Genomic DNA, 22,559 nt, shown 5'->3' with positions numbered 1-22,559 from the left:
AGAGGAGCATCTCATGACCGGCCCCGACACCGACTCCGGATTCCGGCACGCCAAGCGGCCCCGCTCGATCATCGCCGGGCCGTACGGACACCCGTTCCACGCCATCCTGGTCACCATTCCCATCGGGGCATGGACCGCCGCTGTCATCTTCGACATCGCCGCATTGCTCGGCGCCGCACCACACGCGCTCTCCGTCGGCGCCCTGTGGCTGGTCGTCATCGGCGTGATCGGCGGGTTGCTCGCGGCGATCTTCGGCCTTCTGGACTTCTCGCAACTGCCCGCCGGCACGAAGGTGCGACGCATCGCGGTGTGGCATCTGCTGTTCAACTCCACCGCGATCGTGCTGTTCGTCATCAGCGCGATCGTCCGCGCCGGCAACCCGGATGACCCCAGCGTCGGCGGGTTCATCCTCGCGCTGATCGGCATCCTCGTCGTCGGCGTCTCCGGGACGCTGGGCGGCGAACTGGCGTACCGTCACGGCGTCCGCGTGGCCGACGAGCGGGACCAGGAGCGCGCGTACACCCGATGACGACAGGCTCGACCGGTGCGACCGGTGCGATCAGTGCGATCAGTGCGATCAGTTACCGTGGCCGCATGACACGCATCGAAGACGTCGCCCGCGATTCGTTCGGCTGGGAGGAGCTGCGCCCGCGCCTCGCGGCGGCGATGGAGGTGTTGCTCGACGGCGGTGACGTGCTCGCCATCATGCCGACCGGCTACGGGAAGTCCTCGCTGTACCAGGTGACCGGCACGATCCTCGGTGGGGTGACGATCGTCGTCTCGCCGCTGATCTCTCTGCAGGAGGACCAGGTCCGCAGCCTGGCAGAGGCGAAGGATGTCCCTCGCGCGTTCGCGATCAACTCGTCCGCGGGTCAGCACGAGCGGGAGCGCGACTGGGAGGCTCTGGAGTCGGGTGAGCCCGCGTTCGTGTTCCTCGCTCCCGAGCAACTGGCGAATCCGGAGGTCCGCGAGCGACTCCGCGCGCTCCCGGTGTCCCTGTTCGCGGTCGACGAGGCGCATTGCGTGTCGTCGTGGGGGCACGACTTCCGCCCCGACTACCTCCTGCTCGGCGACGTCATCGACGAGCTGGGACACCCTCCGGTCGTCGCCATGACCGCGACGGGTGCGCCACCCATCCGGGCGGAGATCGGCGAGCGGCTCCGGATGCGGCGGCCGCGGCTGTTCGCGACCGGGTTCGATCGCCCCAACCTGCGTCTGGAGGTGCGTCGCTATGAGGAGGACTCCGAGAAGCGCTCCGGTCTCATCGAGCACGTCCGGGAGCTGCAGGGATCGGGCCTGGTGTACACGGCGACGCGGAAGGATGCGGAGCAGTACGCCGCCGAGCTCGCGAAAGACGGCATTCCCGCCGCCGCATACCATGCTGGTCTGCGCTCGGCGGAGCGCGAACACGTCTACGAGCGGTTCATGGATGACCGGGCGCGGGTGGTCACAGCCACCAGCGCATTCGGGATGGGCATCGACAAGCACGACGTGCGCTTCGTCGTCCACGCATCGGTCACCGACTCCCTCGACAGCTACTACCAGGAAGCGGGCCGAGCGGGCCGTGACGGTGATCCGGCGCTGGTCACCCTCCACTACCGGCCGGTGGACTTCGCGCTGACCAAGTTCTTCTCCGGCGGGGGCCCGCACCCGGACGAACTCGCCAGCGTCTTCGCCGCCATCCGCACGCAGCCGGGGACGACCCGGGCGGCCGTCGCCGAGCGCTCCGGCATCAGGGTCCGGTCGCTCGGGCGGCTGCTGGGTTTGTTGCGCGACGCGGACGTGCTCACCGGATCCGACGACGACCTGGTGGCTGCCGAGTTGAAACCGACGGAAGCGGCATCCCGTGCAGTAGCCGAGGCGGAGTCCCGCCAGCGCATCGAACACTCGCGTTCTCAGCTGATGCAGGAGTATGCCGAAACGGGAATGTGCCGCAGGCAGTTCCTGCTCGGGTACTTCGGGGAGGAACTCCCGGAGCCCTGCGGCAACTGCGATACCTGCTCGTCCGGCAGCGCCTACCGCTGGGCCGAGGAGCATGATGCCGCCGCCGACACCCCGTTCCCGCTCGCGGCGCGGGTCACCCACGACACCTGGGGATCCGGGGTGGTGATGCACACGGAGGCCGACCGGCTCACGGTGTTCTTCGACGATGCGGGCTACAAAGTGCTCTCGCTCTCGGCCGTGCAGGACGGCGGGCTGCTGCAGGTGGTCGGCCCGATCGCCTGAACGGCGGCCGTCTGCAGCGGGACGGCCCGATCAGCTGCGTCCGACGGCGCGCGCCGAGGCGACAGCCGATTCCACGCCGTCCAGCCACGGTTCGCCGTGCCCGGGCAGAAGCACGCGGGCGCCGGTCGCCGCGATGGCGTCGAGCGACGCGAGCGCCTGCGCCGAGTCGGCCGTGGCGGCTCCCGCGACGATCTGAGCGCCGCGGATGCCCTTGTACGGATCCAGTGTGACGATCGCGTCGCCGCTCAGCAGGGTCTCGCGATCGCGCAGGAGCAGGCCGCAATGCCCGAAAGTGTGGCCAGGGGTGAAGACCACCTCCGGGCGGCCCGGCAGGTCGAGCAGCCCGGCTCCTGGGAGTTCCGAGACGGCTTCCACTCCTCTGACGCGCAGGGCGCCCGCGCGAACCATACTGAGCGCCGGGGCGAACGCCCGCGGATACAGCAGCGGATAGACGAACGGCGTGTGCTCACGGCGGTAGCGGTACGGGTGCGCTGCCAGCTTGCGGTCGTCCGCGTGCACGAAGACCGGGACCCCGAGCTCCTCTACGGCGCGCGCGGCAACCCCGACATGGTCGAAGTGCCCGTGAGTGAGCACGATGCCCTGCAGGTCGCGCATCCGCAGATTCAGCTCGTGGGCCGCGCGGATCAGCGGACCCCAGGTGTTCGGGAACGCCGCATCCACCAGGGTCCACGCGTCGCCCTGGGCCAGCAGGTAACAGTTCGTGAACGCGTGCTCCAGCCGGTGGACGCCGGGGACCACGTCCGGTGTCAGTCGCGGAGTGCCGCTCCGGCGCTCGGGTGTGAGGGTGATGGCTCGGGTCACGGAGGCCTCCCGTCGATGTGCTCCGTTTCTACGCGTGAGGCCCGAGGGCGGGGAGGGGTTGACAGGATGCGGTCGCCGGCCGTTTCGGGATCGCCCCATAGCCCCTAAGCTGTTCCGGGGGAAAGGGGCATCGTATGGGCGCGATCGCTGTGCACGAGTTCGTCTCGCTCGACGGCGTCTTCGAGGATCCGAGCTGGACCGCCGAGTTCGGGTTCGATGCGGAGATGGGCGAAGACATCGGCCGGCTCACGCGTTCATCCGACGCGATCCTCCTCGGGCGGCGCACGTTCGAGATGTTCGCGCCCGCCTGGTCGCAGCGAACCGCGGCCGACGACCCGGGGGCTCCGTTCTTCAACGACAGCCCGAAGGGCGTGGTCAGTTCGTCGCTCGACGACGAGGCCGCGTCCGGCACCTGGGCCAATTCGCGATCTCTGGGCGCCTACGACGCCGGCCGGATCCGCGAGTTCGCCGACGGGTTCAGCGGCGGCGTGTACGTCAGCGGCTCCGGGTCGCTCGTCCGGTCGATGCTTGCCGACGGCCTGGTCGGGGCCCTCCATCTGTTCGTCTACCCGACCGTCCGCGGGACAGGCGCCCACCTGTTCCCCGACGGAAGCGCCGCCGCCCGGCTGCGGCTGCGCCACCACGACGCCTACGACAACGGCGTCCTCCACCTCCACTACACGCCTGCCTGACGCGACATCGATCGTTCGCGTCACGATTGAGGTCGCCACGCGTCCTCAATGGTAGGTAGCGTCATCGGTACCGCACATCACGGCACCGCCGTCCACACACAGCACACCCGGGAATCACTGTGACTCTGCTTCGTCTTTCGCTCCGCTTCGTGCGCCCCTACTGGCGCGCGGTCACCGCGGTCGTGATCCTTCAACTGATCGCGACCATGGCGGCCCTCTACCTCCCCACCCTCAACGCCGACATCATCGACAAGGGCGTCGTCAAGGGCGACACCGACTTCATCTGGCAGACCGGCGGCACGATGCTCATCGTCTGCTTCATCCAGGTGATCGCGGCGGTCGCGGCGACCTACTTCGGCGCCCGCGCGTCCATGTCGGCCGGTAAGGACATCCGCCGCACCTTCTATCGCAAGGTGGATGCGCTCCCCTCGCTCGACCTCGCGCGCTGGGGCATGCCGACACTCATCACTCGCAACACCAACGACGTGCAGCAGGTGCAGATGCTGCTGCTCATGACGTTCAACTTCATGGTGTCGACGCCGATCATGTGCATCGCCGGCATCATCTTCGCCGTGCGGGTCGACGCCGGGCTCTCGTGGCTGATCTGGGTCTCGGTCGCCGTGCTGTTCATCGTCGTCGGCATCCTCGTGACGCTGCTGCTGCCCATGTTCCGCGTGATGCAGGAGCGGATCGACGGCGTGAACGGCGTCATCCGGGAGCAGATCGTCGGCATCCGCGTGATCCGCGCGTTCGTGCGCGAGAAGTTCGAGACCGACCGGTACGACGACGCGAATGCGGCGCTCACCCGCATCTCGGTCAAGGTCGGGAACGTCTTCGTGCTGATGTTCCCGATCATCATGCTCATCCTGAACGCGGCCACGGTCGCCGTCCTCTGGTTCGGAGGTCACCGCGTCGCCGCGGGCGACATCCAGATCGGAGCGCTCACGGCGTTCCTGCAGTACCTGCTGCAGATCCTCGTCGCCGTCATGATGGGTGTCTTCATGGCCATGATGATCCCCCGCGCGATGGTCTGCGCCGAGCGGCTCGAGGAGGTCCTCGGAGCGGTACCGAGCACCACGATCGCAGGCGGAGGAGCGGGGGCCGTCCCCGCGAGCGGACGCGTCGAGGTGCAGAACGTCACGTTCGGGTACCCGGGCGCCGAGAAGCCGGTGCTGAACGATGTCTCGTTCACCGCTGAAGCCGGACAGGTCACCGCCATCGTCGGATCGACGGGATCGGGGAAGTCGACGCTCGTCTCGGTGATCGCCAACCTGTTCACCCCGCAGAAGGGCCACGTCATGATCGGCGGCGTGCCGGTCGACGGCCTGAGCCGGAAGCAGATCGCCGGGGTGCTCGGCCTCGTTCCGCAGCGCCCGTACCTCTTCTCGGGGACGATCGCCTCCAACCTCCGGTTCGGCAGGCCGGATGCCACCGATGACCAGATCTGGGAGGCGCTGCGCGTCGCCCAGGCCGAAGACTTCGTCCGCGCCAAAGAGCACGGTCTCGATGAGCGGATCGCCCAGGGCGGCACGAACGTCTCGGGCGGTCAGCGCCAGCGTCTCTGCATCGCCCGTGCGCTTGTCGCACGGCCCCGGGTGTTCCTCTTCGACGACTCGTTCTCGGCACTCGACGTCGCGACGGATGCCCGCCTCAGACGGGCTCTCTCCGACTCCACCGGAGACGCGGCGGTGATCGTGGTCGCACAGCGGGTCTCCACCATCCGCGAGGCGGACACCATCATCGTCATGGATGACGGTCGAGTGGTCGGCCGCGGAACGCACGACGAGTTGGTCGAGACGAACGACACCTACCGAGAGATCGTCGAATCGCAGCTGAGCTTGGAGGTGGCCTGAGATGGCGCGCAACACCGAACGCAAGAAGCGCGGCGGCCGCCCCGAGCAGGGGCAGGAACCCACCGCAACCGACATCGTCCTCGACGAGCTCGAAGAGGAGTACGACTTCACGCCGGGCGAGGCCGACGGCGACATGTTCGGCGGTGGCCCCGCGAAGAAGGCGAAGAACTTCTGGCCGTCGTTCAAGCGACTGCTCGGCCTCCTCAAGCCCGAGTGGCTCGGGATGGCCTGGGTCACGCTCCTCACGGTGGTCTCCGTCGTGCTCGTCGTGATCGCCCCCAAGATCCTGGGCAATGCGACGAACGTGATCTTCCAGGGCGTCATCGCCTCCCAGATCCCGAAGGGCGTCTCCGTCGACCAGGCGGTCGAACAGCTCCGCGCCGCCGGGCAGAGCCAGCTGGCGGATGTGGTCGCCGGCTCGGGTGTCACCGCCGGGCAGGGGATCGATTTCACCCAGCTCGGACGTCTGCTGCTGATCGTGCTGGCGATGTACCTGGTCGCCTCGCTGCTGCAGTGGTGGCAGGGGTTCCTGCTGAACGCCCTCGTCATGCGGGTGATCTACGGCCTGCGCAAGGACGTCGAAGCGAAGCTGAACCGGCTCCCGCTCAGCTACTTCGACACCCGCCAGCGAGGTGACCTGATGTCGCGGGTCACCAACGACGTCGACAACATCCAGACGGCGCTGCAGCAGGCGTTCTCGCAGCTGATCCAGTCGGTCCTGACGGTGATCGGCATCGGAATCATGATGTTCATCGTCTCGTGGCAGCTGGCGCTCATCGCCCTGATCGCGATCCCGCTCTCCGGTGTCATCGCCGGGGTCATCGGCTCGCGGTCGCAGAAGCTCTTCACGACGCAGTGGGCATCGACGGGCGCGCTGAACGGGCACATCGAGGAGTCCTACTCCGGGCTCGACCTGGTGCGTGCCTTCGGCCGCGACGAGGTCATGCTCGGCGAGTTCGACTCCCGAAACTCGACGCTGCACAGATCGCAGGTCGGGGCGCAGTTCGTCTCGGGCAGCATCATGCCGGCGATGAACTTCGTGTCGTACCTCTCGTACGTCCTGATCGCCGTCGTCGGCGGCCTGAAGGTGGCTGCCGGCCAGCTGACGATCGGCGACGCGACCGCGTTCATCCAGTACTCCCGCGAGTTCTCACAGCCGATCGGCCAGATCGCCGGTATGGCCAACATGCTGCAGTCGGGTGTCGCCTCCAGTGAGCGGACGTTCGAGTTCCTCGACTCCGACGAGCAGACCCCTGACACCGCGACCGAACACCTGCCCGAGCGGGCGGACGGGCGCGTTGAGCTCGACCACGTCGGCTTCTCGTACGACCCGGAGACCGAGCTCATCCAGGACCTGTCGCTCAGCGTGCAGCCCGGAAGCACGGTCGCGATCGTCGGCCCGACAGGTGCAGGCAAGACGACCCTGGTCAATCTGATCATGCGGTTCTACGAGCTGAACAGTGGGGCCATCCGACTCGACGGCATCGAGACGACTCTCCTGTCCCGCGCCGAGCTGCGCGGGCAGGTCGGCATGGTCCTGCAGGACGCGTGGCTGTTCTCGGGCACCATCCGCGAGAACATCCGGTACGGCCGGCTCGACGCCACCGATGACGAGGTGATCGCTGCGGCCAAGGCCACCATGGTCGACCGCTTCGTGCGTCAGCTGCCCGACGGCTACGACACCGTGATCACGGCCGACGGCGGAAACGTCTCAGCGGGCGAGCGGCAACTCCTCACGATCGCGCGCGCGTTCATCGCCAACCCGTCCCTGCTCATCCTCGACGAGGCGACGTCGTCGGTCGACACCCGCACCGAACTGCTCGTCCAGCACGCCATGGCGGCACTCCGAACCGACCGGACGTCGTTCGTGATCGCGCACCGCCTCTCCACCATCCGCGACGCGCACACCATCCTGGTGATGGAGCACGGCCGGATCGTCGAGCAGGGCGATCACGCCACACTGTTGGAGCGCAGAGGCGCCTACTACGACCTCTACATGACGCAGTTCCGCGGCGACGACGCGGAAGGGGAGCTGGAGCGCGAGTCGCAGGAACGGGAGCAGGAGCGGCCGGAGGTGCAGGAGGAGGTCGCGGCCCCGTAAACGGAGCGAGCGACCTCCGGCCGGCTACCGCTTCGCGATCTTCGCGACCGTCCGGACGACGACAAACCCGGCGAGAACCCACGGCCCGAGCACGACGATCGGGTCCAGCCAGTTGTGCTTCACGTCGGCTCGCCGAACCCCGAACCGGGACGAGAACGGATGGTGCCCCGCCTCCGAGAGGATTCCGGACTCGGTGATGGGGTCGTCCGGCCGGCGGCTCGCCAGCGACTTCGCGTGCGCGCCGATCGCATCCACCCGGTCGCCGAGCACCAGGAGCAGCCAGTGCGCGGTGCGACCCTCGCTGTACCGGTCGTAGGCGAGACGGCGGATCGCGCCGGACACCCCGTGCAACGGCTGTGCCGTCCCGAATACCGGCGTGAGCATCTTGTGCTCGATCGACCGCTCGCGATATCCCGTCGACTTCTGGCGCTCCGGGAATGTCCAGTGCGCTCCCGTGGCTTCCGGGTCGATCCGCTCCCGCGGGTGCGACGGGCGGTCGGCCGGGTCCTTGTCGACGCCCCAGCCCGGGATGCGCTGACGCAGCGCCTCCGGGTCGTACTTCTTCGTGTGGTCGCTTGCGACGTACGGCATGGTGGTCTCCTCCCTAGGCCGCGCTCGACACCACGAGCGGCTTGATGATGCCGTCGAGCTTCGTCGAGAACAGGTGGTAGCCGTCCTGGATGTGCTCGAGCGGGATGCGGTGGGTGATGATGTCGCTCGGGCTGAGGTACCCGTTGCGGACGTGCTCGAACAGCCGGGGCCACTGGCGCTTCACCGGGCACTGGTTGGTGTTGATGCGGAGGCCCTTGTTCATCGCGTCGCCGAACTTCACGGCACTGAACAGCGGACCGTATGCGCCCATCACCGAGATCGTGCCGCCCTTCCGCACGGAGTCGATCGCCCAGTTCAGCGCGACCGGCGACCCGCCCTGCAGCTTCAGCTTCGACGAGGTGATGTGCTGCAGTGCGGCACCGTCCGCCTCCGCGCCGACGGCGTCGATCACGACGTCCGCGCCGAGGCCGTCGGTCGCCCGCTTCAGCGTGAGAACGATGTCTCCGACCTCGACGAAGTTGTACGTCTCCGCGTGCGCGAACTCCTGCGCCTTGGCGAGCCGGTAGTCCAGGTGGTCGACGACGATCACGCGCCCCGCGCCCATCAGCCACGCCGACTTCGCCGCGTACAGCCCTCCCGGCCCGGAGCCGAGCACCACGACGGTGTCGCCCTCCTCGATCTCGCCGAGCTGCGCCCCGAAGTACCCGGTGGGCAGGGCGTCTGTGAGCATGACGGCGTCTTCGTCCGACATCCAGTCGGGGATGATCGTCGGGCCGACATCGGCGAACGGTACGCGGACGTACTCCGCCTGGCCGCCGTCGTAACCGCCGGTGGTGTGCGAGTAACCGTAGATCCCGCCGACCGCGGTGGCGTTCGGGTTGACGTTGTGGCAGTTGGAGTAGAGGCCGCGGACGCAGAAGTAGCAGCTCCCGCAGAAGATGTTGAACGGCACCATCACCCGGTCGCCGACCTTCAGGTTCTGCACATCGGGTCCGACCTCATCCACCACCCCGATGAACTCGTGCCCGAACGTGTGCCCGATCCGCGTGTCCGGCATCATGCCGTGGTAGAGGTGCAGGTCGGAGCCGCAGATCGCGGCCAGCGTCACCCGCACGATCACATCGTCCGGATGCTCGATCTTCGGCCTGTCCTTCTCCTCGACCCGGACCTTGTACGGCCCGCGGTATGTCATCGCCAGCATGGGGCCTCCTCTCGTCCCGTCCACTCCAGCCCGATGAGCGGAACGAGTCGAGGCGTTGACACCTCGCGCGGCCGGTGTAGCCGTACACCGAATCGCTAGGCAAGTGAACGGTTTGCTCTTCCCCGTACCCCGGTCGTAGAACGGGAGTATGACGAAGGATGAGCGCGCGTCCCTGCCTCCCGGCCCGGACTTCCAGTACGGCGGCTTCACGGTCAGGCTGGAACCCGAACACGGCCGGACCGGCCGGTGGCGTGTCGTGGACGACGAGAAGTACTACGGCCTCATCGCGGCCTCGGACCCGCTGAACGGCGAGCCCGAGGTGCACTTCGCCGCGCACTTCCCGGGCGAGGAGGAGATCCCGCCGATGAAGATCGTCCCGTTCTGGACCTCGGCGGTCGAGTTCCTGTTGGACGCGGGCGAGGGGCAGCCGCTGTGGGGCATCCCCGACGACCGCACCGCACCACATCCCATCGTGGTGGACGACCTCACGCCCCCGACCGGCCCGGTCGAGACGCAGGACGCCCCGGCGCAGTAGGCGACGAAGACGCTCAGGTGCCCCGGCCGATTGACCGGGGCACCTGAACATCGGCGTTTGTGTAGCTACGCACGCAATCGAGTGATCGCCGCAAGGCGAATGGCTGAATTCAGGTAGAGGGCCGCAATGGTCAGCGAAACGATCCCTCCGACCAATCCCACCGATCCATCGGCGAGCGTGGCCGACGTCACGGAAGCGATCGCTTGCGCCCCGAACCAGCATGCGAGCGCGTAGCCTGCGGGCGGGTGGGCTGTCATGCGCCACCAGCTGCGCGGGGCGTCTGGCTCGTTCTCGCCCCTGAACGTCCGAGAGGATACAAGCACGAGTAGCAGGACGATCCCGCTGCTCGCTGCCACGCCCCATACCAACTGCGTCGAGAGCCCGACCGTTATCCCGACTACTACCGCGAAGGCATAGACGGCGATGATCAGAATCGCTTTGGTAGCACCGTTGCGGACTCGCATGTGATCAGCTCGTGACTTTGTATTCGTAGTAGTTGCAGTAGGTGAACCCACAGTTGTAGAACGTCGCTTTCACTCGCTTCGACTGGTAGTGAGCACTGCTGACGGCGTCCTTCAGGCGGGCGCCCCCCGGGCACAGCAGGGACACCATGTAGTTCAGACCTGGTACGACGTTACAGATCGTTCCGTACCACTGGTACGTGTTCCACATGCGCTCCACGTCGGCGCGAGAGTATGTGTACGTCGTCGTGATGACGGACGGATCGGCCACCACGGGGAAAGCTGTGTCGGCGTTGAAATCAATGACCTGGGTCAGCGTGTTGCCGTCGACCTCGTAATGGGTCGAGAGAGCATTTCCGTCTGCATCCTTCGCCCACGGCGCTGCGATCTCGGCCTCGTAGGACCTGTCAGCATTGGCGACTGTTACTGACCCATTGTCCGTGAGCGTGAGGTTGGCTCCACCATGAAGCTTGATCAGATAGTCGTACCGTTTCGGCGAGTTCTCGTTGTTGATCACAGTGACGATCTGGGTGGTGCCGTCTTGGTGGATCACGGGAACGGTGGACGAGCCGTTGTTGTTGTCGAAGACGACCACACCGGCCTCCCGTGAGTCCGCTGCCATGGCTGCCTGGTCGGCAAAGGGCAAGCCGATCGTCATATCCGGACCCGCACCCGGTGCGCCCAGCTGCACCCCACCTTCCGCATTCACCGGCACCGACACCGTCGTCTCGCCCGCGACTGTCGCTCGTGCAGCCATGTCGCCGTCAGCAGCCGCAGCAGCTACACCGGACACCGCTGCTGGAGCAACGTCCTGGATCGCTGCGACCGCATCGACCGCATTCGTTGTTGCTGCGTCCGTGGAGGCGAAGCCGGTCAGACCGGCAGCGATCAGGAGCGCGCCCGTGATCGCTACCGTCGTTACCATTTCTCGAGATCTCCGCATGGGATCACCTTTCGCTCGTCATTGAACGAGTGGACTGGTGTTCCTCACCCGGCGACACCGGAACGAACGCTCCTACTGAGTCCACGACCGTGACCGGCAAGAGCCCGTCACTCTCTCAGACGTGAGAGGTCCCCGATCGTGACGCCATCGCGAAGAAGTTCTCGCCGCTGCGAACGCACGAGAGGCCCGGAGTCGTCGGACTCCGGGCCTCTCGTCGAGCGGCGGCCGCTAGGCGATCGCGCCGATCGCGAAACTGACGCCGCCCTGGTCGTCGACCTGGGCGTCGAGAACCTTGTCGTCGAGGACCTCGGCGGCCTGCGTCTCGAGGAAGATGCGGGCACCGCCCGACTCCACCACCTGGTCGGATACCTCCGGCTCCGGCGTGACGGCAGCCGCGAAGGCGGTGCTGTCGGGGTTGCTGCTGCTGATCCGCAGACCCGCGGCTTCGTCCGGGGACTGCTCGGTCAGCGTCTTGACGATCGTGCTGGCGTTCTCCGTGAGGGTGAGCATGCGCTCTCCTTCCGTTGTTTCTTCCAGGAGTGCCCTACGTTCCCGCATGCGGGGAACGGCTGCAACCGCTGTGGAGGCCATTGCCAGGGAACACTCACGGGGTGTTTATCCGAACGCCTTCACCAGTTCGCGGTTGAACGCGTCCAGGTCGTCCGGCTTGCGCGACGAGACCAGGGTGAAGGGCCCGTCGTCGACCACGACCTCCTCGTCCACCCAGGTTGCGCCGGCGTTGCGGTAGTCCGTCTGCAGGCTCGGCCAGCTGGTCAGTGTGCGGCCGTCGAGCACGCCTGCCTCGACGAGCACCCATCCGCCGTGGCAGATCACCGCGATCGGTTTGCCCGCGTCGGCGAACGCTTTCACCAGGGTGACAGCCTCCGGGAACGTGCGCACCTGGTCGCCGTTCGCCACGCCTCCGGGGAGCACCAGTGCGTCGAACTGGTCGGCGCTCGCGGCTTCGAGGGTCACATCCACCGGGAAGGTGTCGGCGGGTGTCAGGTGGTTGTACGCCTGCACCTCGCCGTCCTCCTTAGAGATCAGTCGTGGCGTGCCGCCGGCCTCGCTGACGGCCTTCCACGGCTCCACCAGCTCCGCCTGCTCGATGCCCTCCGGACCGACCAGGAACGCGATCGTCTTCTCATTCAGTGCCATCTGTCGTTCTCCTTCCGTCACCCCACCTGTACGCGCGGGGCGCGGCAGAATGAACCCATGGCGAGCATCCCGCAGCTGACTCTCAACGACGGCAACACCATCCCGCAGCTCGGCTTCGGCGTCTACAAGATCCCGGAGGCGGACACCGCGGATGCTGTGGTGGCCGCTCTCGACGCGGGGTACCGCCACATCGACACGGCGGCCTTCTATGCGAACGAGCGCGGGGTCGGCGACGGGGTCCGGCGTAGCGGGCTGGACCGGTCGGAGGTGTTCATCACCAGCAAGGTGTGGTGGACGGAGAACGGATACGACTCGACGCTCCGGTCGTTCGACGCGAGCCTGGAACGGCTGGGCTTCGACACGGTCGACCTGTTCCTCATCCACTGGCCGGCCCCGAAGAGCGACCGGTACGTCGAGACGTGGCGCGCGCTGGAGCGGGTGCGCGGGGAGGGCCGTGCGCGTTCGATCGGTGTCGCGAACTTCCACACGCACCACCTGGATCGGCTCGCCCGCGAGACAGAGATCGTGCCCGCGGTGAACCAGGTGGAGCTGCACCCGTGGTTGCCGCAGCAGGAGGTGCGCGCTTATGACGCCGCTCACGGCATCGTCACCGAGGCGTGGTCGCCGCTGGCGCGAGGCCGCATCCTCGGCGACCCGACGCTCGACACGCTGGCGGCGAAGCACGGAGTGTCTGCGGCCCAGGTGGTCATCCGGTGGCAGTTGCAGCTCGGCAACGTGGTGATCCCGAAATCGACGTCGCCGGAGCGCATCCGCGCGAACCTCGACGTCTTCGGTTTCGAGTTGGACGCCGACGACCTCGCCGCCATCGCGCGCCTCGAGACGGGCGAGCGGACCGGGAAAGACCCCGACGACCTCGGCTGAGGCCTAGGCGCCCGCGGCAGACGCGCGCGCCACCGGCTGACGCAGAATGGTCCGCAGCTTCTCGGGCGCGGTCCGTCGCGCGTCGCTCAGGTAGATCTCGTGGTGACGCCCTGTCATGACCAGACCCGCCTCGGGAACGAACGAGTTGTGCAGCGCGTCGAGCACCGGCGCCTCATCGTCGTACGAGCCGACGTGGAGCGTCTGCACGCAGAGCCCCTCGTCGAGGGTCTCCACTCGGAGCGAGTCGAGCAGCGGCGCAGCACCCTTACGGCTCACCGAATCGCGGGCCGTCGCCAGGTGCTCGGCTGTGATCCACTCCGGCACCAGGTTCAGCAGCGTCCAGCTCCACTGCGACTTGTCGCGCGCGCTGGTGAACGCGGCCATGTCATCCGCCCACCACAGCGCCTCGAGCGGCATGACGGTGTAGTCGCGGTCGAGGGTGCGCTTGCTCAGGAACTTCAGCGCGTAGGCGAACGGGTAGATCGTCTGAAGCGCATCCCGGTACTGCTCGGCGGTGTTCGGGTCGCCATGCCCGTCGACCATCAGGTAGCGCAGCGGCGGGACCGTCACGACATCGAACCGTCCGCGCCGGGCGGTGTAGGTGCCGAGCTCTTTCTTCAGATCCACCTTCACAGCGCCACCCTCACGCGCCGCCTCACTCACCGGAGGGGTGCGCCCCGACGACGTCCAGCAGCCACGCCAGCGTGAACGCCCGCTCGCGCCACGCGGCGTACCGGCCGGACACACCGCCATGGCCGGCCGCCATCTCGATCTTGAGCAACGCGTCCGCCTCGACCTCGCGCAGCTTCGCCACCCACTTGGCCGGCTCGACGTACAGCACACGCGTGTCGTTGAGGCTGGTGACGGCGAGGATGCGCGGGTAGCGGGTGGCGTGCACGTTCTCGAGCGGCGAGTACGACTTCATGTAGTCGTAGACCTCCGGATCGTGGAGCGGGTCGCCCCACTCGTCCCACTCGATCACCGTGAGCGGCAGCGACGGGTCCAGGATGCTGGTCAGCGGGTCCACGAACGGCACCTCCGCGAGGATGCCGGCGAAGTCGCGCGGAGCAAGGTTCGCGACCGCGCCCATCAGCAGGCCGCCGGCGCTTCCTCCCTGCGCCGCCATGCGCGACGGCTCCGTCCAACCGCGGTCCACCAGGTGGCGGGCCGCGGCGACGAAGTCGGTGAAGGTGTTCTTCTTGTGGAGCTTCTTGCCCTTCTCGTACCAGAGCCTGCCGAGCTCGCCCCCGCCGCGCACGTGCGCGATGGCGAAGACGACGCCGCGGTCGAGCAGGCTGAGACGGGGGATGCCGAACGATGGGTCCATGCTGGCCTCGTACGACCCGTAGCCGTAGAGCACCAGCGGGGCCGGTTCGCCGGGCGTGACCAGGTCGGTGCGGTACACCAGCGAGATCGGGATGCGGGCGCCGTCCGCCGCAGTGGCCCACTCCCGGCGCTGCTCGAACAGCGACGGGTCGAAGCTGCCCAGCACCGGCTGCTGCTTGCGCAGCGCCAGTTCACGGGTCCGCACGTCGTAGTCGTAGACCGTCGACGGCGTGACGAAGCTGCCGTAGCCGAGGCGGAGGAACGGCTGCGTCCACTCGGGGTTGCCGCTGACCCCAACGGTGAACAGCTCTTCGTCGAAGTGCAACTCGTGCGGGGTGTCGTCGACCGGCCCATCGGCGTCCGGGTCGGGGAGGCACGCGACGGCGACTCGTGTCATGCCCTCGCGGCGGTACTCGACGCTGACGAAGTCGCGGAACGCATCCACACCCTCCAGTCGCACGGCGGGGTCGTGCGGGAGCAGCACACGCCGCGGACCCTGGGGATCGTCCGCGGAGACGCTGACCAGTTCGAAGTTGACGGCCTCGTCGTTGTGGACGATCAGCAGCCGGTCGTGGCCGCTGACGACGGCGTGCTCGACGTCGTACTCGACGCCGTCGACGCGGGGCCAGACCACGCGGAACTCGCCGGTCGGGTCGTCAGAGCGCAGCAGCCACGCCTCGCTGGTGATGTTGGAGCCGGCCTCGATCACCAGGAACCGCCGGCTCCGGGTGAGGCCGACGCCGATCCAGTACCGCTCGTCCGGCTCGTGGAACACCTGGACGTCGTCGACGTCCGGGCCGTCGCCCACACGGTGGCGCCAGACGGTGTCCGGGCGCCAGGACTCGTCGACGGTCGTGTAGAAGATGTAGGCGCCGGTCTGGTCGAACAGTGCACCGCCCGCCGTGTCGGCGATCTCGTCCGGGAAGATCGTGCCGTCGTCGGTGAGCGAGCGGACGCGGATCGTGTAGCGCTCGTCGCCCTCGGTGTCGACCGCCCACAACAGCCGCGTGCCGTCGGCGCTCACGTCGAAGCTGCCGAGCGCGTAGAACTCGTGCCCCTCCGCCTCGGCGTTGTCGTCGAGCAGGACCTGCTCACCGGGGAGGCCGTTCCGCTGGGCGTCCTCGTCGAGGGTCGGCGGCACCCAGTCGTCGGCGGAGGCGATCGGGGCCCGGCAGTGGATGCCGTACTGCTCGCCCTCGACGGTGCGGGTGTAGTACCACCAGTCGCCCTCGCGCACCGGGACGCTCATGTCGGTCTCGCGGGTGCGCGCCTTGATCTCGTCGAAGATCTGCTCGCGCAGCACGGCCAGGTGCTCGGTGCGCGCGTTCGTGAACGCGTTCTCCTCGTGGAGGTGCGCCACGACCGCCTGGTCGTCCTTCTCGCGGAGCCACTCGTAGTCGTCCACATAGACGTCGCCGTGGTGGATGCGTTCGACGGGCTTCTTCGGGGTGACCGGCGGGGTGAGCATGAGCCCAGGCTATCGGGCGACGCCCACCCCGGCCGGGGTCACGGACGGAGCAGGACCTTGCCGACGCGGCCGGGCTCGCCGCTCGCGGTCACCGCCCCGGCGATGTCGTCGAGTGAGTGGATGCCGGCGACCGGCAGCGTCAGTGTGGCGTCCTGGATACGGCCGATCAGCTCCTGGAACAGGCGACCGCGCTGGTCGGCGGGCATCTCACGGCTGACGACGCTTCCCCAGAAGCCCTTCACCGTTGCCTGCTTGAAGATGACATCCCCGGAGGCGAGCTCCAGCGTCGGCGACGCCATCGCGCCGAAGACGACGAGGGTCCCGTTCACGGCGAGGGTGGAGAGCACGTCGCCCGCGGCCGAGCCGCCGACGGAGTCGACACCCACCCGGATCGGCGCGCCACCGGTGATCTCGGCGAGCTGGTCGCGCCAGCTGTCGTCGTCGGTCGCGATGACGTTGCCGATGCCCTGGGCACGCAACTCCTCCACCCCGGCCGCGCGGCGGACCAGGCCGACCACGTTGAGTCCGCGGGCGGTTCCGAGCTGCGCGACCATCCGGCCGACCGCTCCGTTCGCGGCGTTCTGGATGAGCCAGTCGCCCTCCTGCAGGTCCAGCGACTCGAGCAGGCTGATGGCGCTGAACGGCATCGACACCAGTTGCGCGGCGGACTCGTCGGGGAGGGCCTCCGGGACGGGGATGAGACCAGCAGCGCCGGCGACGAAGTACTCCGCCCAGACGCCGAACGTTCCGCCGGTGACGACCCGCTGGCCGACCGTGAGCTGCTCGACGCCGTCGCCCAGCGCATCCACGACACCGAGTGCCTCGGTGCCGGCCTGGGCGGGAAGCTCCGGCTTGTAGCCGTAGGTGCCGCGCACCGTCCACAGGTCGTGGTTGTGGATGGGCGAGAGCAGCATCCGGGCACGGACTTCGCCCGGACCGGGCTGCGGGAGCGGGCGCTCCCCGACGGCGAGGACCTCGGCCGGGTCGCCGAACTCGTTGTGGATCAGTGCCTTCATCGTTCAGTCCTCCGAGACGGTGATCGTGACGTCGATGTTTCCGCGCGTCGCGTTCGAGTAGGGGCACACCTGGTGCGCCGCGTCCGCGAGCGCCTGGGCCTCCTCCGACTCGAGCCCGGGCAGGACGACCTCCAGCAGAACGGACAGCTGGTACCCGCCGTCGCCGTTCGGGCCGATCTGCACGCGGCCGCCGACCGACGAGTCGTCGACCTTCACCTTCTGCGCGCGGGCCACCGACTGAAGCGCGGAGTGGAAGCACGCGGCGTAGCCTGCGGCGAACAGCTGCTCGGGGTTCGTGCCGGCGCCAGAGCCGCCCATCTCCTTGGGGATGGCCAGGTCGAGCGCGAAGGCGCCGTCGCTGGTGGCGACGCGGCCGTTGCGACCGGCGCCCGTCGAGAGGGCTTCAGCGGTGTAGAGGACGTTCATCAGTGCCTTTCGGTGTTCTGTTCTTCCGGGTGAGGCTGCTGCGCCGCGGCGTGCATGGTCTCGGTGAGCCGGTGCAGGGTGTCGATGAGGGCGGTCGCCGCCTGCTCGTCGGGCAGGCCGGTGCCTGCGGCGATCCGGCCGGGGATGTGCGCGAGCTGCGGCCGCAACTGCGTGCCGCGCTCGCCGATGCTGACCGTGACGACGCGCTCGTCGCCGGGGCGGCGTTCACGCCGCACCAGGCCGGACTGCTCCATGCGCCGCAGCAGCGGGGACAGCGTCCCCGAGTCCAGCTGCAGGTGGTCGCCGAGCGAGCCGACCGTCTGGTCGCCCTCCACCCAGAGGGTGATGAGCACGAGGTACTGCGGGTAGGTCAGGTCCCACGGCTCCAGGAGCGTGCGGTAGGCCTGGGTCGTCGCGCGCGTCGCCGCGTAGAGCGAGAAGCACACCATCTCATCGGTCACCGGCATGCTGTAAGTCTTGCACACAATTCAATTGTGCACAACTTAATCGACGCGATCTAGTTGACGCAACACGCCGTTACGCGGTGGCCGAGAACGGCGTGTTGCGTCCACTCGATTGAGGGATGCGGCGGTGGGGCGGCGGGTCAGCGGGCGGCGTCGAAGGCGAGCAGCGCCGCACCGGCGCGTCCGGCGTCGCCGCCGAGCGCGCTCTGGGCGACCGGCGGCCGCTCCCGCCAGGCCAGCCCGGCGGACATGCGCTCGCCGAGTGGCCCGAAGAGGGCCTCGCCGGCGTGCGACACCCCGCCGCCGAGCACGATCAGCCCCGGATCGAAGAGCAGGGTCAGGATGTTGAGGCCCTGCGCCAGGACGTCCAGCGCCTCCGACCACACGCGGTCGGCCAGGGGATCCTCGCCGAGGCGGCCCACGATGCGGCGCGTGCTGAGCGCCGCGCCGCCGGCCGCCCGGTAGCGCCGGGCGACGCCGGCACCGGACATGTAGACCTCGAGGCAGCCGCGCTGCCCGCAGGTGCACGGCTCGCCGCCGGGGATGACGGGGATGTGGCCGAACTCGCCGGCGGCGCCGGTCGCGCCGGTGACAGCGCCGCCGGACGAGACCAGGGCGGCCGCCACGCCGGTGCCGATCGGCACCAGAGCGAAGTCACCGAATCCGCGTGCGGCTCCCGTGCTGCGCTCGGCGAGCCCGGCGGCGCGCACGTCGTGACCGACGGCCACCGGCAGGCCCAGCTCCGCGCGGAGGATGTCGAGGAGCGGCACGTCCCGCCAGCCGAGGTTCGAGGCGTAGTGCACGAGGCCGCGCTTCTCGTCGAGCATGCCGGGAGTCGCAACTCCCGCACCGACGACGTCGTGACCGTCGTCTGCCGCGGTCCGCCGCAGCTCGCCGAAGAGTGCGACGAGGGCGGCGAGGATGCCGTCGGGCGGCGTCGCCAGGGTCGACTCCGCGACGGTCGCGCCATCCTCCGCGACCACGGCGCCCTTCATCGCGGTGCCGCCGAGGTCCACGGCGAGGACGACCGGCAGTCCGCTCATGCGGTGGTCTCCCCGGGGTTGCCGGCACCCCGACCGCCTGCGACTGCGGCGACGACAGCGCGGACGACGTCCGCCGACGTGACCTCCCGCTCACCGGTGTCGTACGCCGTCGGCGCGCCCGCGCCCACGGTGGTCACGATCCGTGGTGCGCGCAAGTGCACCTCACGCACGCCCGTGCGGGCCACGATGTCGGCGGCGTTGGCAGGCCGCACTCCGCCCCCCGCGAGGATGACGATGCGGTCGCCGGCCTGCTCCACGAGGGCTTTCAGTTCGTCGGTGCCTTCGGTGACCCGCGGTGCTCCGCCGGACGTGAGCACGCGCCCGACGCCCAGCTCCACGAGCTGCTCCAGCGCCTGTGTACGGTCCACCACCTGGTCGAACGCCTTGTGGAACGTCACCGGCGCATAGCCGCAGGCTGCCACGAGTCGGCGGGTGGCCTCCATGTCGATCCGGCCGTCGGCGCGCAACGCGCCGATCACGAACCCGACCGTCACCTGTGCCGGGCTGGGGAGCGCTCGGATCGAGTGGATGTCGTCGACCATCGCCTGCAGCTCCGCGTCGTCGTAGACGAAGTCGCCGGGCCGTTGGCGGATGAGCACCTGGATGCCGATCCGCGTGGCCGCGCTCAGCGCCGCCGCGACGGTGCCGATCGATGGCGTGATCCCTCCCTCGCCGAGGGCTGCGCACAACTCGATGCGATCCGCACCGCCCTCCTCGGCGACGCGGACGCCGGCGAGGTCGTCGAGGCAGATCTCGACGACCGTCACGCGAGGCGCTCCAGCGCCGCAATGAGGTCGACGCCAAGCTCGATCGCCCCGACGGGCCTGCCGCCGCCGAGCACCGGCAGATCGACGAGTGTGCGGGCATCCGAGAGGGAGGTTCCGAGCGCCTCCAGCACACGCAACGCGATGAGAGTGGTCGCGCGCGGACTGCCGTCCACGATCTTCATGGCCACGGCCGTGCCGTCGCTGGACGCGACCCCGATTACGCCCTCTGCGCCGCCCTTGGCGAGCGCGCCGGGAACGGTCTCCATCAGGGTGGTGTTCTGGTGCCCGGCTCCGCCGACGTAGTAGGGATGCTCGCGCATCGCGTCCGCCACCGCGCGTTCGGGCGTGCCCGGCCGGGCCTGTACCAGGCGTCCGAAGGCGCGGGCGATCCCGCGCACGCTCGTTCCGAACAGCGGCGCGCCGCAGCCGTCGATGGCGTCGTGGCCGACCGGCACACCGGTCAGCTCGGCCATGGTCGAGCGGATGTGCTGCTGCAGTGGGTGGGCAGGGTCCAGGTAGCCGTCCGTCGGCCAGCCGTTCGTCGCCGCGGCGAGCAGCATCGCGGCGTGCTTGCCGGAGCAGTTCATCCGGACGCGCGAGCGGCCCTCGCCGTCGCGCAGCATCCGCTCGAAGGTCGCTTCGTCCTCCGGACGGTCGACCGGGCAGCCGAGGGCGGCTTCGTCCACTCCGGCGCGTGCCAGGAGTGCGCGCACAACGCGCACATGCTCGTCCTCGCCGGTGTGGCTGCCGGCGGCGATGGCCAGCTCGGGCCCGGCGAGCGGGGCGCCCGCGGTCAGACAGGCGAGCGCCTGCAGAGGCTTCACCGTGCTGCGCGGCAGGACCACCGCGTCCGGGTCGCCCAGCTCGATGAGTGGCGCGCCCGACGGATCGAGCGCGACCAGGCTGCCGAAGTGCCGGCTCTCGATCAGGCCGGAACGGCGGACGACGGCCAGCTCTGCAAGTGCCGCGGAGCCGGCGGCCGAGGGGAGGGACACGGTGGGGGTGGTGCTAGGCATGACCGGCTTTCGGGGTGTCTGCGTCGTCCCCGTGCTCGACGGCGGCGACGACAGGGAGGGCGGGGAGGGTCGGCGGTGCGGTGGTGCGACGGCGCGAGCCGCGCTGCAGTCGCGAGGCGAACGCCGAGAGGCTGCCGTTCACGATCAGGTAGATCACCGTCACGGCGACGTAGGTCGGGATGAGGAGGTGCAGATAGGAGGCCAGCACCTGCCCACGGTAGAGCAGTTCGGTGAAGGCGACGATGTAGCCGAGGGAGGTGTCCTTCAGGAGGCTGACGAACTGGGTGACCAGCGACGGCGCCACGTTCCGGAACGCCTGGGGGAGGACCACGTACGTCATCGCCTGCACCGGGCGCATCCCGAGGCTGAGGGCCGCCTCGCGCTGTCCGCGCGGCAGGCTGAGGATGCCCGCCCGGATGATCTCGGCGAAGACGGCCGCATTGGCGATCGTCAGCGGGACGACCAGCTTCCACAGCGTCGGCAGGTTGATGCCGATCTGCGGCAGGCCGAACAGCATCAGGTAGATGACCAGCAGCACCGGCACTGTGCGCGCGATCTCGATGTAGAGCCCGCAGAGGAAGCGCACCCACTTCACGTGACTGACGCGACCGAGGGCGAGCAGCACGCCGAGCAGGCCGCCGAGCACGGCGACGATGACGGCGGCTTCGAGGGTGCCGAGGAGGCCGACGAGCAGGTACTGCCAGATCGCCCACTCGGTGAACGGCGCCCAGCGCTCGGGCGCGAGCTGTCCGTGCGCGGCGAACTGCCAGAGCCCCAGCCCGACGATCACGGCGAAGACGATCACGCTGATGGTCGACCCGATGGCGATGTTTCGGCGCCCGCGCGGGCCGGGTGCGTCGTAGATGAAGGCCGCGTCGTAGCGGCGCCTCGAGCGGCGTGCGCGCACCGGAGCGGGACGGTCGGGGATGAGCTGCGCGGTCATCGGACGATCGCCACCTTCCGCTCGACCCAGCCGGCGGCGAGGCCGATGGCGAGGGCGATGGCCATGTAGAGGATGCCGGCGCTGGAGAAGATCAGGATGGGCTGCGCCGCGACGAGGTTGATCTTGTTGACCTCGGCGGTGAGCTCCACGACGCCGATCGCGGCGGCCAGGGCGGTGTTCATCGCGAGCGCGATCATCACGTTGCCGATCGGCTGGACGACGGCGCGCAACGCTTGCGGCACGACCACGTAGCGCAGCGACTGCCAGAGGGTCAGACCCAGGGCGCGGGATGCCTCCACCTGCCCGACCGCGACGGTGTTCACGCCCGATCGGACGGCTTCGGCGACGTAGGCCGCCTCGTAGACGGTCAGCACGATGATCGCGGTCGGTGTCAGCGGCAGCAGGATGCCGGCGTCCGGGAGTGCGAAGACCGCGAGCAGGAGCAGCGCCAGCAGCGGCACATTGATGAAGAACTGCACGTACAGGAACGCGGCAGCACGCAGCACCGGGATCGGGCTGACGCGGGCGATCGTCACCAGGATGCCGAGGACGATGGACCCGACACCCGCCACCACCGCCATCAGCAGTGTGGTGCCGAGCGCCTGGACCAGTGGTCCCAGGTTGTCGATCAGGGGATTCATCGTTCTCTCATCGCGCGGGCGGG

Annotated in this window: 24 protein-coding genes; 7 read left to right on the top strand and 17 right to left on the bottom strand. The window is 68.8% G+C overall.

Annotation, left to right across the window (positions count from 1 at the left end):
* The first annotated feature begins 13 nt into the window (after positions 1–13).
* Together AB4079_RS02645 and AB4079_RS02640 are read left to right on the top strand one after the other, a co-directional pair.
* Entirely contained in the window at positions 14–529 is a 516-nt protein-coding gene (locus AB4079_RS02645; RefSeq protein ID WP_441785721.1) for a DUF2231 domain-containing protein, read from the top strand.
* A 65-nt stretch (positions 530–594) separates the two neighbouring features.
* A complete protein-coding gene (locus AB4079_RS02640; protein WP_441785720.1) occupies positions 595–2,226 on the top strand; it encodes a RecQ family ATP-dependent DNA helicase in 1,632 nt (543 codons plus the stop codon).
* A gap of 30 nt (positions 2,227–2,256) precedes the next feature.
* On the opposite strand, the gene AB4079_RS02635 is transcribed toward AB4079_RS02640, so the two are convergent.
* The gene (locus AB4079_RS02635) at positions 2,257–3,048 is read right to left on the bottom strand and encodes an MBL fold metallo-hydrolase (RefSeq protein ID WP_441785719.1); all 792 of its coding nucleotides are present in this window, start codon (positions 3,046–3,048) and stop codon (positions 2,257–2,259) included.
* A gap of 134 nt (positions 3,049–3,182) precedes the next feature.
* Here AB4079_RS02635 and AB4079_RS02630 point away from each other — a divergent pair, with 134 nt between their 5' ends.
* The 3 genes from AB4079_RS02630 (at position 3,183) to AB4079_RS02620 (ending at position 7,694) form a co-directional block, all read left to right on the top strand.
* On the top strand, positions 3,183–3,740 hold the full coding sequence (locus tag AB4079_RS02630) for a dihydrofolate reductase family protein (RefSeq protein WP_441785718.1): 558 nt from the start codon (positions 3,183–3,185) through the stop codon (positions 3,738–3,740).
* A 119-nt stretch (positions 3,741–3,859) separates the two neighbouring features.
* Positions 3,860–5,593 carry an ABC transporter ATP-binding protein gene (locus tag AB4079_RS02625; protein ID WP_441785717.1) on the top strand — a complete coding sequence of 578 codons (1,734 nt, stop codon included), beginning with the start codon at positions 3,860–3,862 and terminating at the stop codon, positions 5,591–5,593.
* A gap of 1 nt (position 5,594) precedes the next feature.
* The gene (locus AB4079_RS02620; RefSeq protein ID WP_441785716.1) at positions 5,595–7,694 is read left to right on the top strand and encodes an ABC transporter ATP-binding protein; all 2,100 of its coding nucleotides are present in this window, start codon (positions 5,595–5,597) and stop codon (positions 7,692–7,694) included.
* Between the two features lie 24 nt (positions 7,695–7,718).
* Here the strand turns inward: AB4079_RS02620 and AB4079_RS02615 are convergent, their stop codons facing one another.
* On the bottom strand, positions 7,719–8,285 hold the full coding sequence (locus tag AB4079_RS02615; protein WP_441785715.1) for a hypothetical protein: 567 nt from the start codon (positions 8,283–8,285) through the stop codon (positions 7,719–7,721).
* 13 nt (positions 8,286–8,298) lie between these two features.
* Positions 8,299–9,447, bottom strand: coding sequence for a zinc-dependent alcohol dehydrogenase (locus tag AB4079_RS02610; RefSeq protein ID WP_441785714.1), 1,149 nt, complete (start codon positions 9,445–9,447; stop codon positions 8,299–8,301).
* 148 nt (positions 9,448–9,595) lie between these two features.
* On the opposite strand from AB4079_RS02610, the gene AB4079_RS02605 reads away from it, so the two are divergent.
* Positions 9,596–9,982 carry a hypothetical protein gene (locus tag AB4079_RS02605; protein WP_441785713.1) on the top strand — a complete coding sequence of 129 codons (387 nt, stop codon included), beginning with the start codon at positions 9,596–9,598 and terminating at the stop codon, positions 9,980–9,982.
* Between the two features lie 65 nt (positions 9,983–10,047).
* Here the strand turns inward: AB4079_RS02605 and AB4079_RS02600 are convergent, their stop codons facing one another.
* From AB4079_RS02600 to AB4079_RS02585, 4 genes are all read right to left on the bottom strand, one after another.
* The gene (locus AB4079_RS02600; RefSeq protein WP_441785712.1) at positions 10,048–10,446 is read right to left on the bottom strand and encodes a hypothetical protein; all 399 of its coding nucleotides are present in this window, start codon (positions 10,444–10,446) and stop codon (positions 10,048–10,050) included.
* Positions 10,447–10,450: 4 nt separating this feature from the next.
* Complete coding sequence (locus AB4079_RS02595) at positions 10,451–11,386, bottom strand: hypothetical protein (protein WP_441785711.1); 936 nt, start codon at positions 11,384–11,386, stop codon at positions 10,451–10,453.
* Between the two features lie 228 nt (positions 11,387–11,614).
* On the bottom strand, positions 11,615–11,896 hold the full coding sequence (locus AB4079_RS02590) for a Fe-S cluster assembly protein HesB (protein WP_441785710.1): 282 nt from the start codon (positions 11,894–11,896) through the stop codon (positions 11,615–11,617).
* A gap of 105 nt (positions 11,897–12,001) precedes the next feature.
* Positions 12,002–12,544, bottom strand: coding sequence for a type 1 glutamine amidotransferase domain-containing protein (locus tag AB4079_RS02585; RefSeq protein ID WP_441785709.1), 543 nt, complete (start codon positions 12,542–12,544; stop codon positions 12,002–12,004).
* Positions 12,545–12,601: 57 nt separating this feature from the next.
* Between AB4079_RS02585 and AB4079_RS02580 the strand changes: the two genes are divergently transcribed.
* Positions 12,602–13,426: an aldo/keto reductase gene (locus AB4079_RS02580; protein WP_441785708.1), complete on the top strand. Its 825-nt coding sequence runs from the start codon at positions 12,602–12,604 to the stop codon at positions 13,424–13,426.
* A 3-nt stretch (positions 13,427–13,429) separates the two neighbouring features.
* Here the strand turns inward: AB4079_RS02580 and AB4079_RS02575 are convergent, their stop codons facing one another.
* The 10 genes from AB4079_RS02575 to AB4079_RS02530 form a co-directional block, all read right to left on the bottom strand.
* Positions 13,430–14,059, bottom strand: a complete 630-nt coding sequence (locus tag AB4079_RS02575; RefSeq protein WP_441785707.1) for a GyrI-like domain-containing protein — start codon at positions 14,057–14,059, stop codon at positions 13,430–13,432.
* 22 nt (positions 14,060–14,081) lie between these two features.
* The gene (locus AB4079_RS02570) at positions 14,082–16,220 is read right to left on the bottom strand and encodes a S9 family peptidase (RefSeq protein WP_441785706.1); all 2,139 of its coding nucleotides are present in this window, start codon (positions 16,218–16,220) and stop codon (positions 14,082–14,084) included.
* Positions 16,221–16,258: 38 nt separating this feature from the next.
* Complete coding sequence (locus AB4079_RS02565) at positions 16,259–17,236, bottom strand: zinc-binding dehydrogenase (RefSeq protein ID WP_441785705.1); 978 nt, start codon at positions 17,234–17,236, stop codon at positions 16,259–16,261.
* Positions 17,237–17,239: 3 nt separating this feature from the next.
* A complete protein-coding gene (locus AB4079_RS02560) occupies positions 17,240–17,662 on the bottom strand; it encodes an organic hydroperoxide resistance protein (protein ID WP_441785704.1) in 423 nt (140 codons plus the stop codon).
* Positions 17,662–18,129, bottom strand: coding sequence for a MarR family winged helix-turn-helix transcriptional regulator (locus tag AB4079_RS02555; RefSeq protein WP_441785703.1), 468 nt, complete (start codon positions 18,127–18,129; stop codon positions 17,662–17,664). Before AB4079_RS02555 ends, AB4079_RS02560 begins: the two co-directional genes overlap by 1 nt.
* A gap of 137 nt (positions 18,130–18,266) precedes the next feature.
* Positions 18,267–19,169, bottom strand: a complete 903-nt coding sequence (locus AB4079_RS02550) for an ROK family protein (protein ID WP_441785702.1) — start codon at positions 19,167–19,169, stop codon at positions 18,267–18,269.
* Positions 19,166–19,936, bottom strand: a complete 771-nt coding sequence (locus tag AB4079_RS02545) for a copper homeostasis protein CutC (protein WP_441785701.1) — start codon at positions 19,934–19,936, stop codon at positions 19,166–19,168. Before AB4079_RS02545 ends, AB4079_RS02550 begins: the two co-directional genes overlap by 4 nt.
* A complete protein-coding gene (locus tag AB4079_RS02540; RefSeq protein WP_441785700.1) occupies positions 19,933–20,952 on the bottom strand; it encodes an asparaginase in 1,020 nt (339 codons plus the stop codon). Before AB4079_RS02540 ends, AB4079_RS02545 begins: the two co-directional genes overlap by 4 nt.
* A complete protein-coding gene (locus AB4079_RS02535) occupies positions 20,945–21,895 on the bottom strand; it encodes an amino acid ABC transporter permease (RefSeq protein WP_441785699.1) in 951 nt (316 codons plus the stop codon). The genes AB4079_RS02540 and AB4079_RS02535 overlap by 8 nt, the downstream gene beginning before the upstream one ends.
* Positions 21,892–22,536 carry an amino acid ABC transporter permease gene (locus tag AB4079_RS02530; protein ID WP_441785698.1) on the bottom strand — a complete coding sequence of 215 codons (645 nt, stop codon included), beginning with the start codon at positions 22,534–22,536 and terminating at the stop codon, positions 21,892–21,894. The genes AB4079_RS02535 and AB4079_RS02530 overlap by 4 nt, the downstream gene beginning before the upstream one ends.
* Positions 22,537–22,559: the final 23 nt, after the last annotated feature.

The sequence above is a fragment of the Leifsonia sp. 2MCAF36 genome, from assembly GCF_052115525.1.
GTDB lineage: Bacteria > Actinomycetota > Actinomycetes > Actinomycetales > Microbacteriaceae > Leifsonia.
The sequence above is the reverse complement of the archived record's forward strand: the minus strand, read 5'-3'. Positions and strand labels throughout refer to the sequence as shown.

Bases quoted from the DNA above. Each gene is read 5' to 3' on its own strand.
- AB4079_RS02645 (WP_441785721.1), top strand. From the start codon at position 14: ATGACCGGCCCCGACACCGACTCCGGATTCCGGCACGCCAAGCGGCCC.
- AB4079_RS02640 (WP_441785720.1), top strand. From the start codon at position 595: ATGACACGCATCGAAGACGTCGCCCGCGATTCGTTCGGCTGGGAGGAG.
- AB4079_RS02630 (WP_441785718.1), top strand. From the start codon at position 3,183: ATGGGCGCGATCGCTGTGCACGAGTTCGTCTCGCTCGACGGCGTCTTC.
- AB4079_RS02620 (WP_441785716.1), top strand. From the start codon at position 5,595: ATGGCGCGCAACACCGAACGCAAGAAGCGCGGCGGCCGCCCCGAGCAG.
- AB4079_RS02615 (WP_441785715.1), bottom strand. From the start codon at position 8,285: ATGCCGTACGTCGCAAGCGACCACACGAAGAAGTACGACCCGGAGGCG.
- AB4079_RS02610 (WP_441785714.1), bottom strand. From the start codon at position 9,447: ATGCTGGCGATGACATACCGCGGGCCGTACAAGGTCCGGGTCGAGGAG.
- AB4079_RS02605 (WP_441785713.1), top strand. From the start codon at position 9,596: ATGACGAAGGATGAGCGCGCGTCCCTGCCTCCCGGCCCGGACTTCCAG.
- AB4079_RS02600 (WP_441785712.1), bottom strand. From the start codon at position 10,446: ATGCGAGTCCGCAACGGTGCTACCAAAGCGATTCTGATCATCGCCGTC.
- AB4079_RS02595 (WP_441785711.1), bottom strand. From the start codon at position 11,386: ATGCGGAGATCTCGAGAAATGGTAACGACGGTAGCGATCACGGGCGCG.
- AB4079_RS02590 (WP_441785710.1), bottom strand. From the start codon at position 11,896: ATGCTCACCCTCACGGAGAACGCCAGCACGATCGTCAAGACGCTGACC.
- AB4079_RS02585 (WP_441785709.1), bottom strand. From the start codon at position 12,544: ATGGCACTGAATGAGAAGACGATCGCGTTCCTGGTCGGTCCGGAGGGC.
- AB4079_RS02580 (WP_441785708.1), top strand. From the start codon at position 12,602: ATGGCGAGCATCCCGCAGCTGACTCTCAACGACGGCAACACCATCCCG.
- AB4079_RS02570 (WP_441785706.1), bottom strand. From the start codon at position 16,220: ATGCTCACCCCGCCGGTCACCCCGAAGAAGCCCGTCGAACGCATCCAC.
- AB4079_RS02565 (WP_441785705.1), bottom strand. From the start codon at position 17,236: ATGAAGGCACTGATCCACAACGAGTTCGGCGACCCGGCCGAGGTCCTC.
- AB4079_RS02560 (WP_441785704.1), bottom strand. From the start codon at position 17,662: ATGAACGTCCTCTACACCGCTGAAGCCCTCTCGACGGGCGCCGGTCGC.
- AB4079_RS02555 (WP_441785703.1), bottom strand. From the start codon at position 18,129: ATGCCGGTGACCGATGAGATGGTGTGCTTCTCGCTCTACGCGGCGACG.
- AB4079_RS02550 (WP_441785702.1), bottom strand. From the start codon at position 19,169: ATGAGCGGACTGCCGGTCGTCCTCGCCGTGGACCTCGGCGGCACCGCG.
- AB4079_RS02540 (WP_441785700.1), bottom strand. From the start codon at position 20,952: ATGCCTAGCACCACCCCCACCGTGTCCCTCCCCTCGGCCGCCGGCTCC.
- AB4079_RS02535 (WP_441785699.1), bottom strand. From the start codon at position 21,895: ATGACCGCGCAGCTCATCCCCGACCGTCCCGCTCCGGTGCGCGCACGC.
- AB4079_RS02530 (WP_441785698.1), bottom strand. From the start codon at position 22,536: ATGAATCCCCTGATCGACAACCTGGGACCACTGGTCCAGGCGCTCGGC.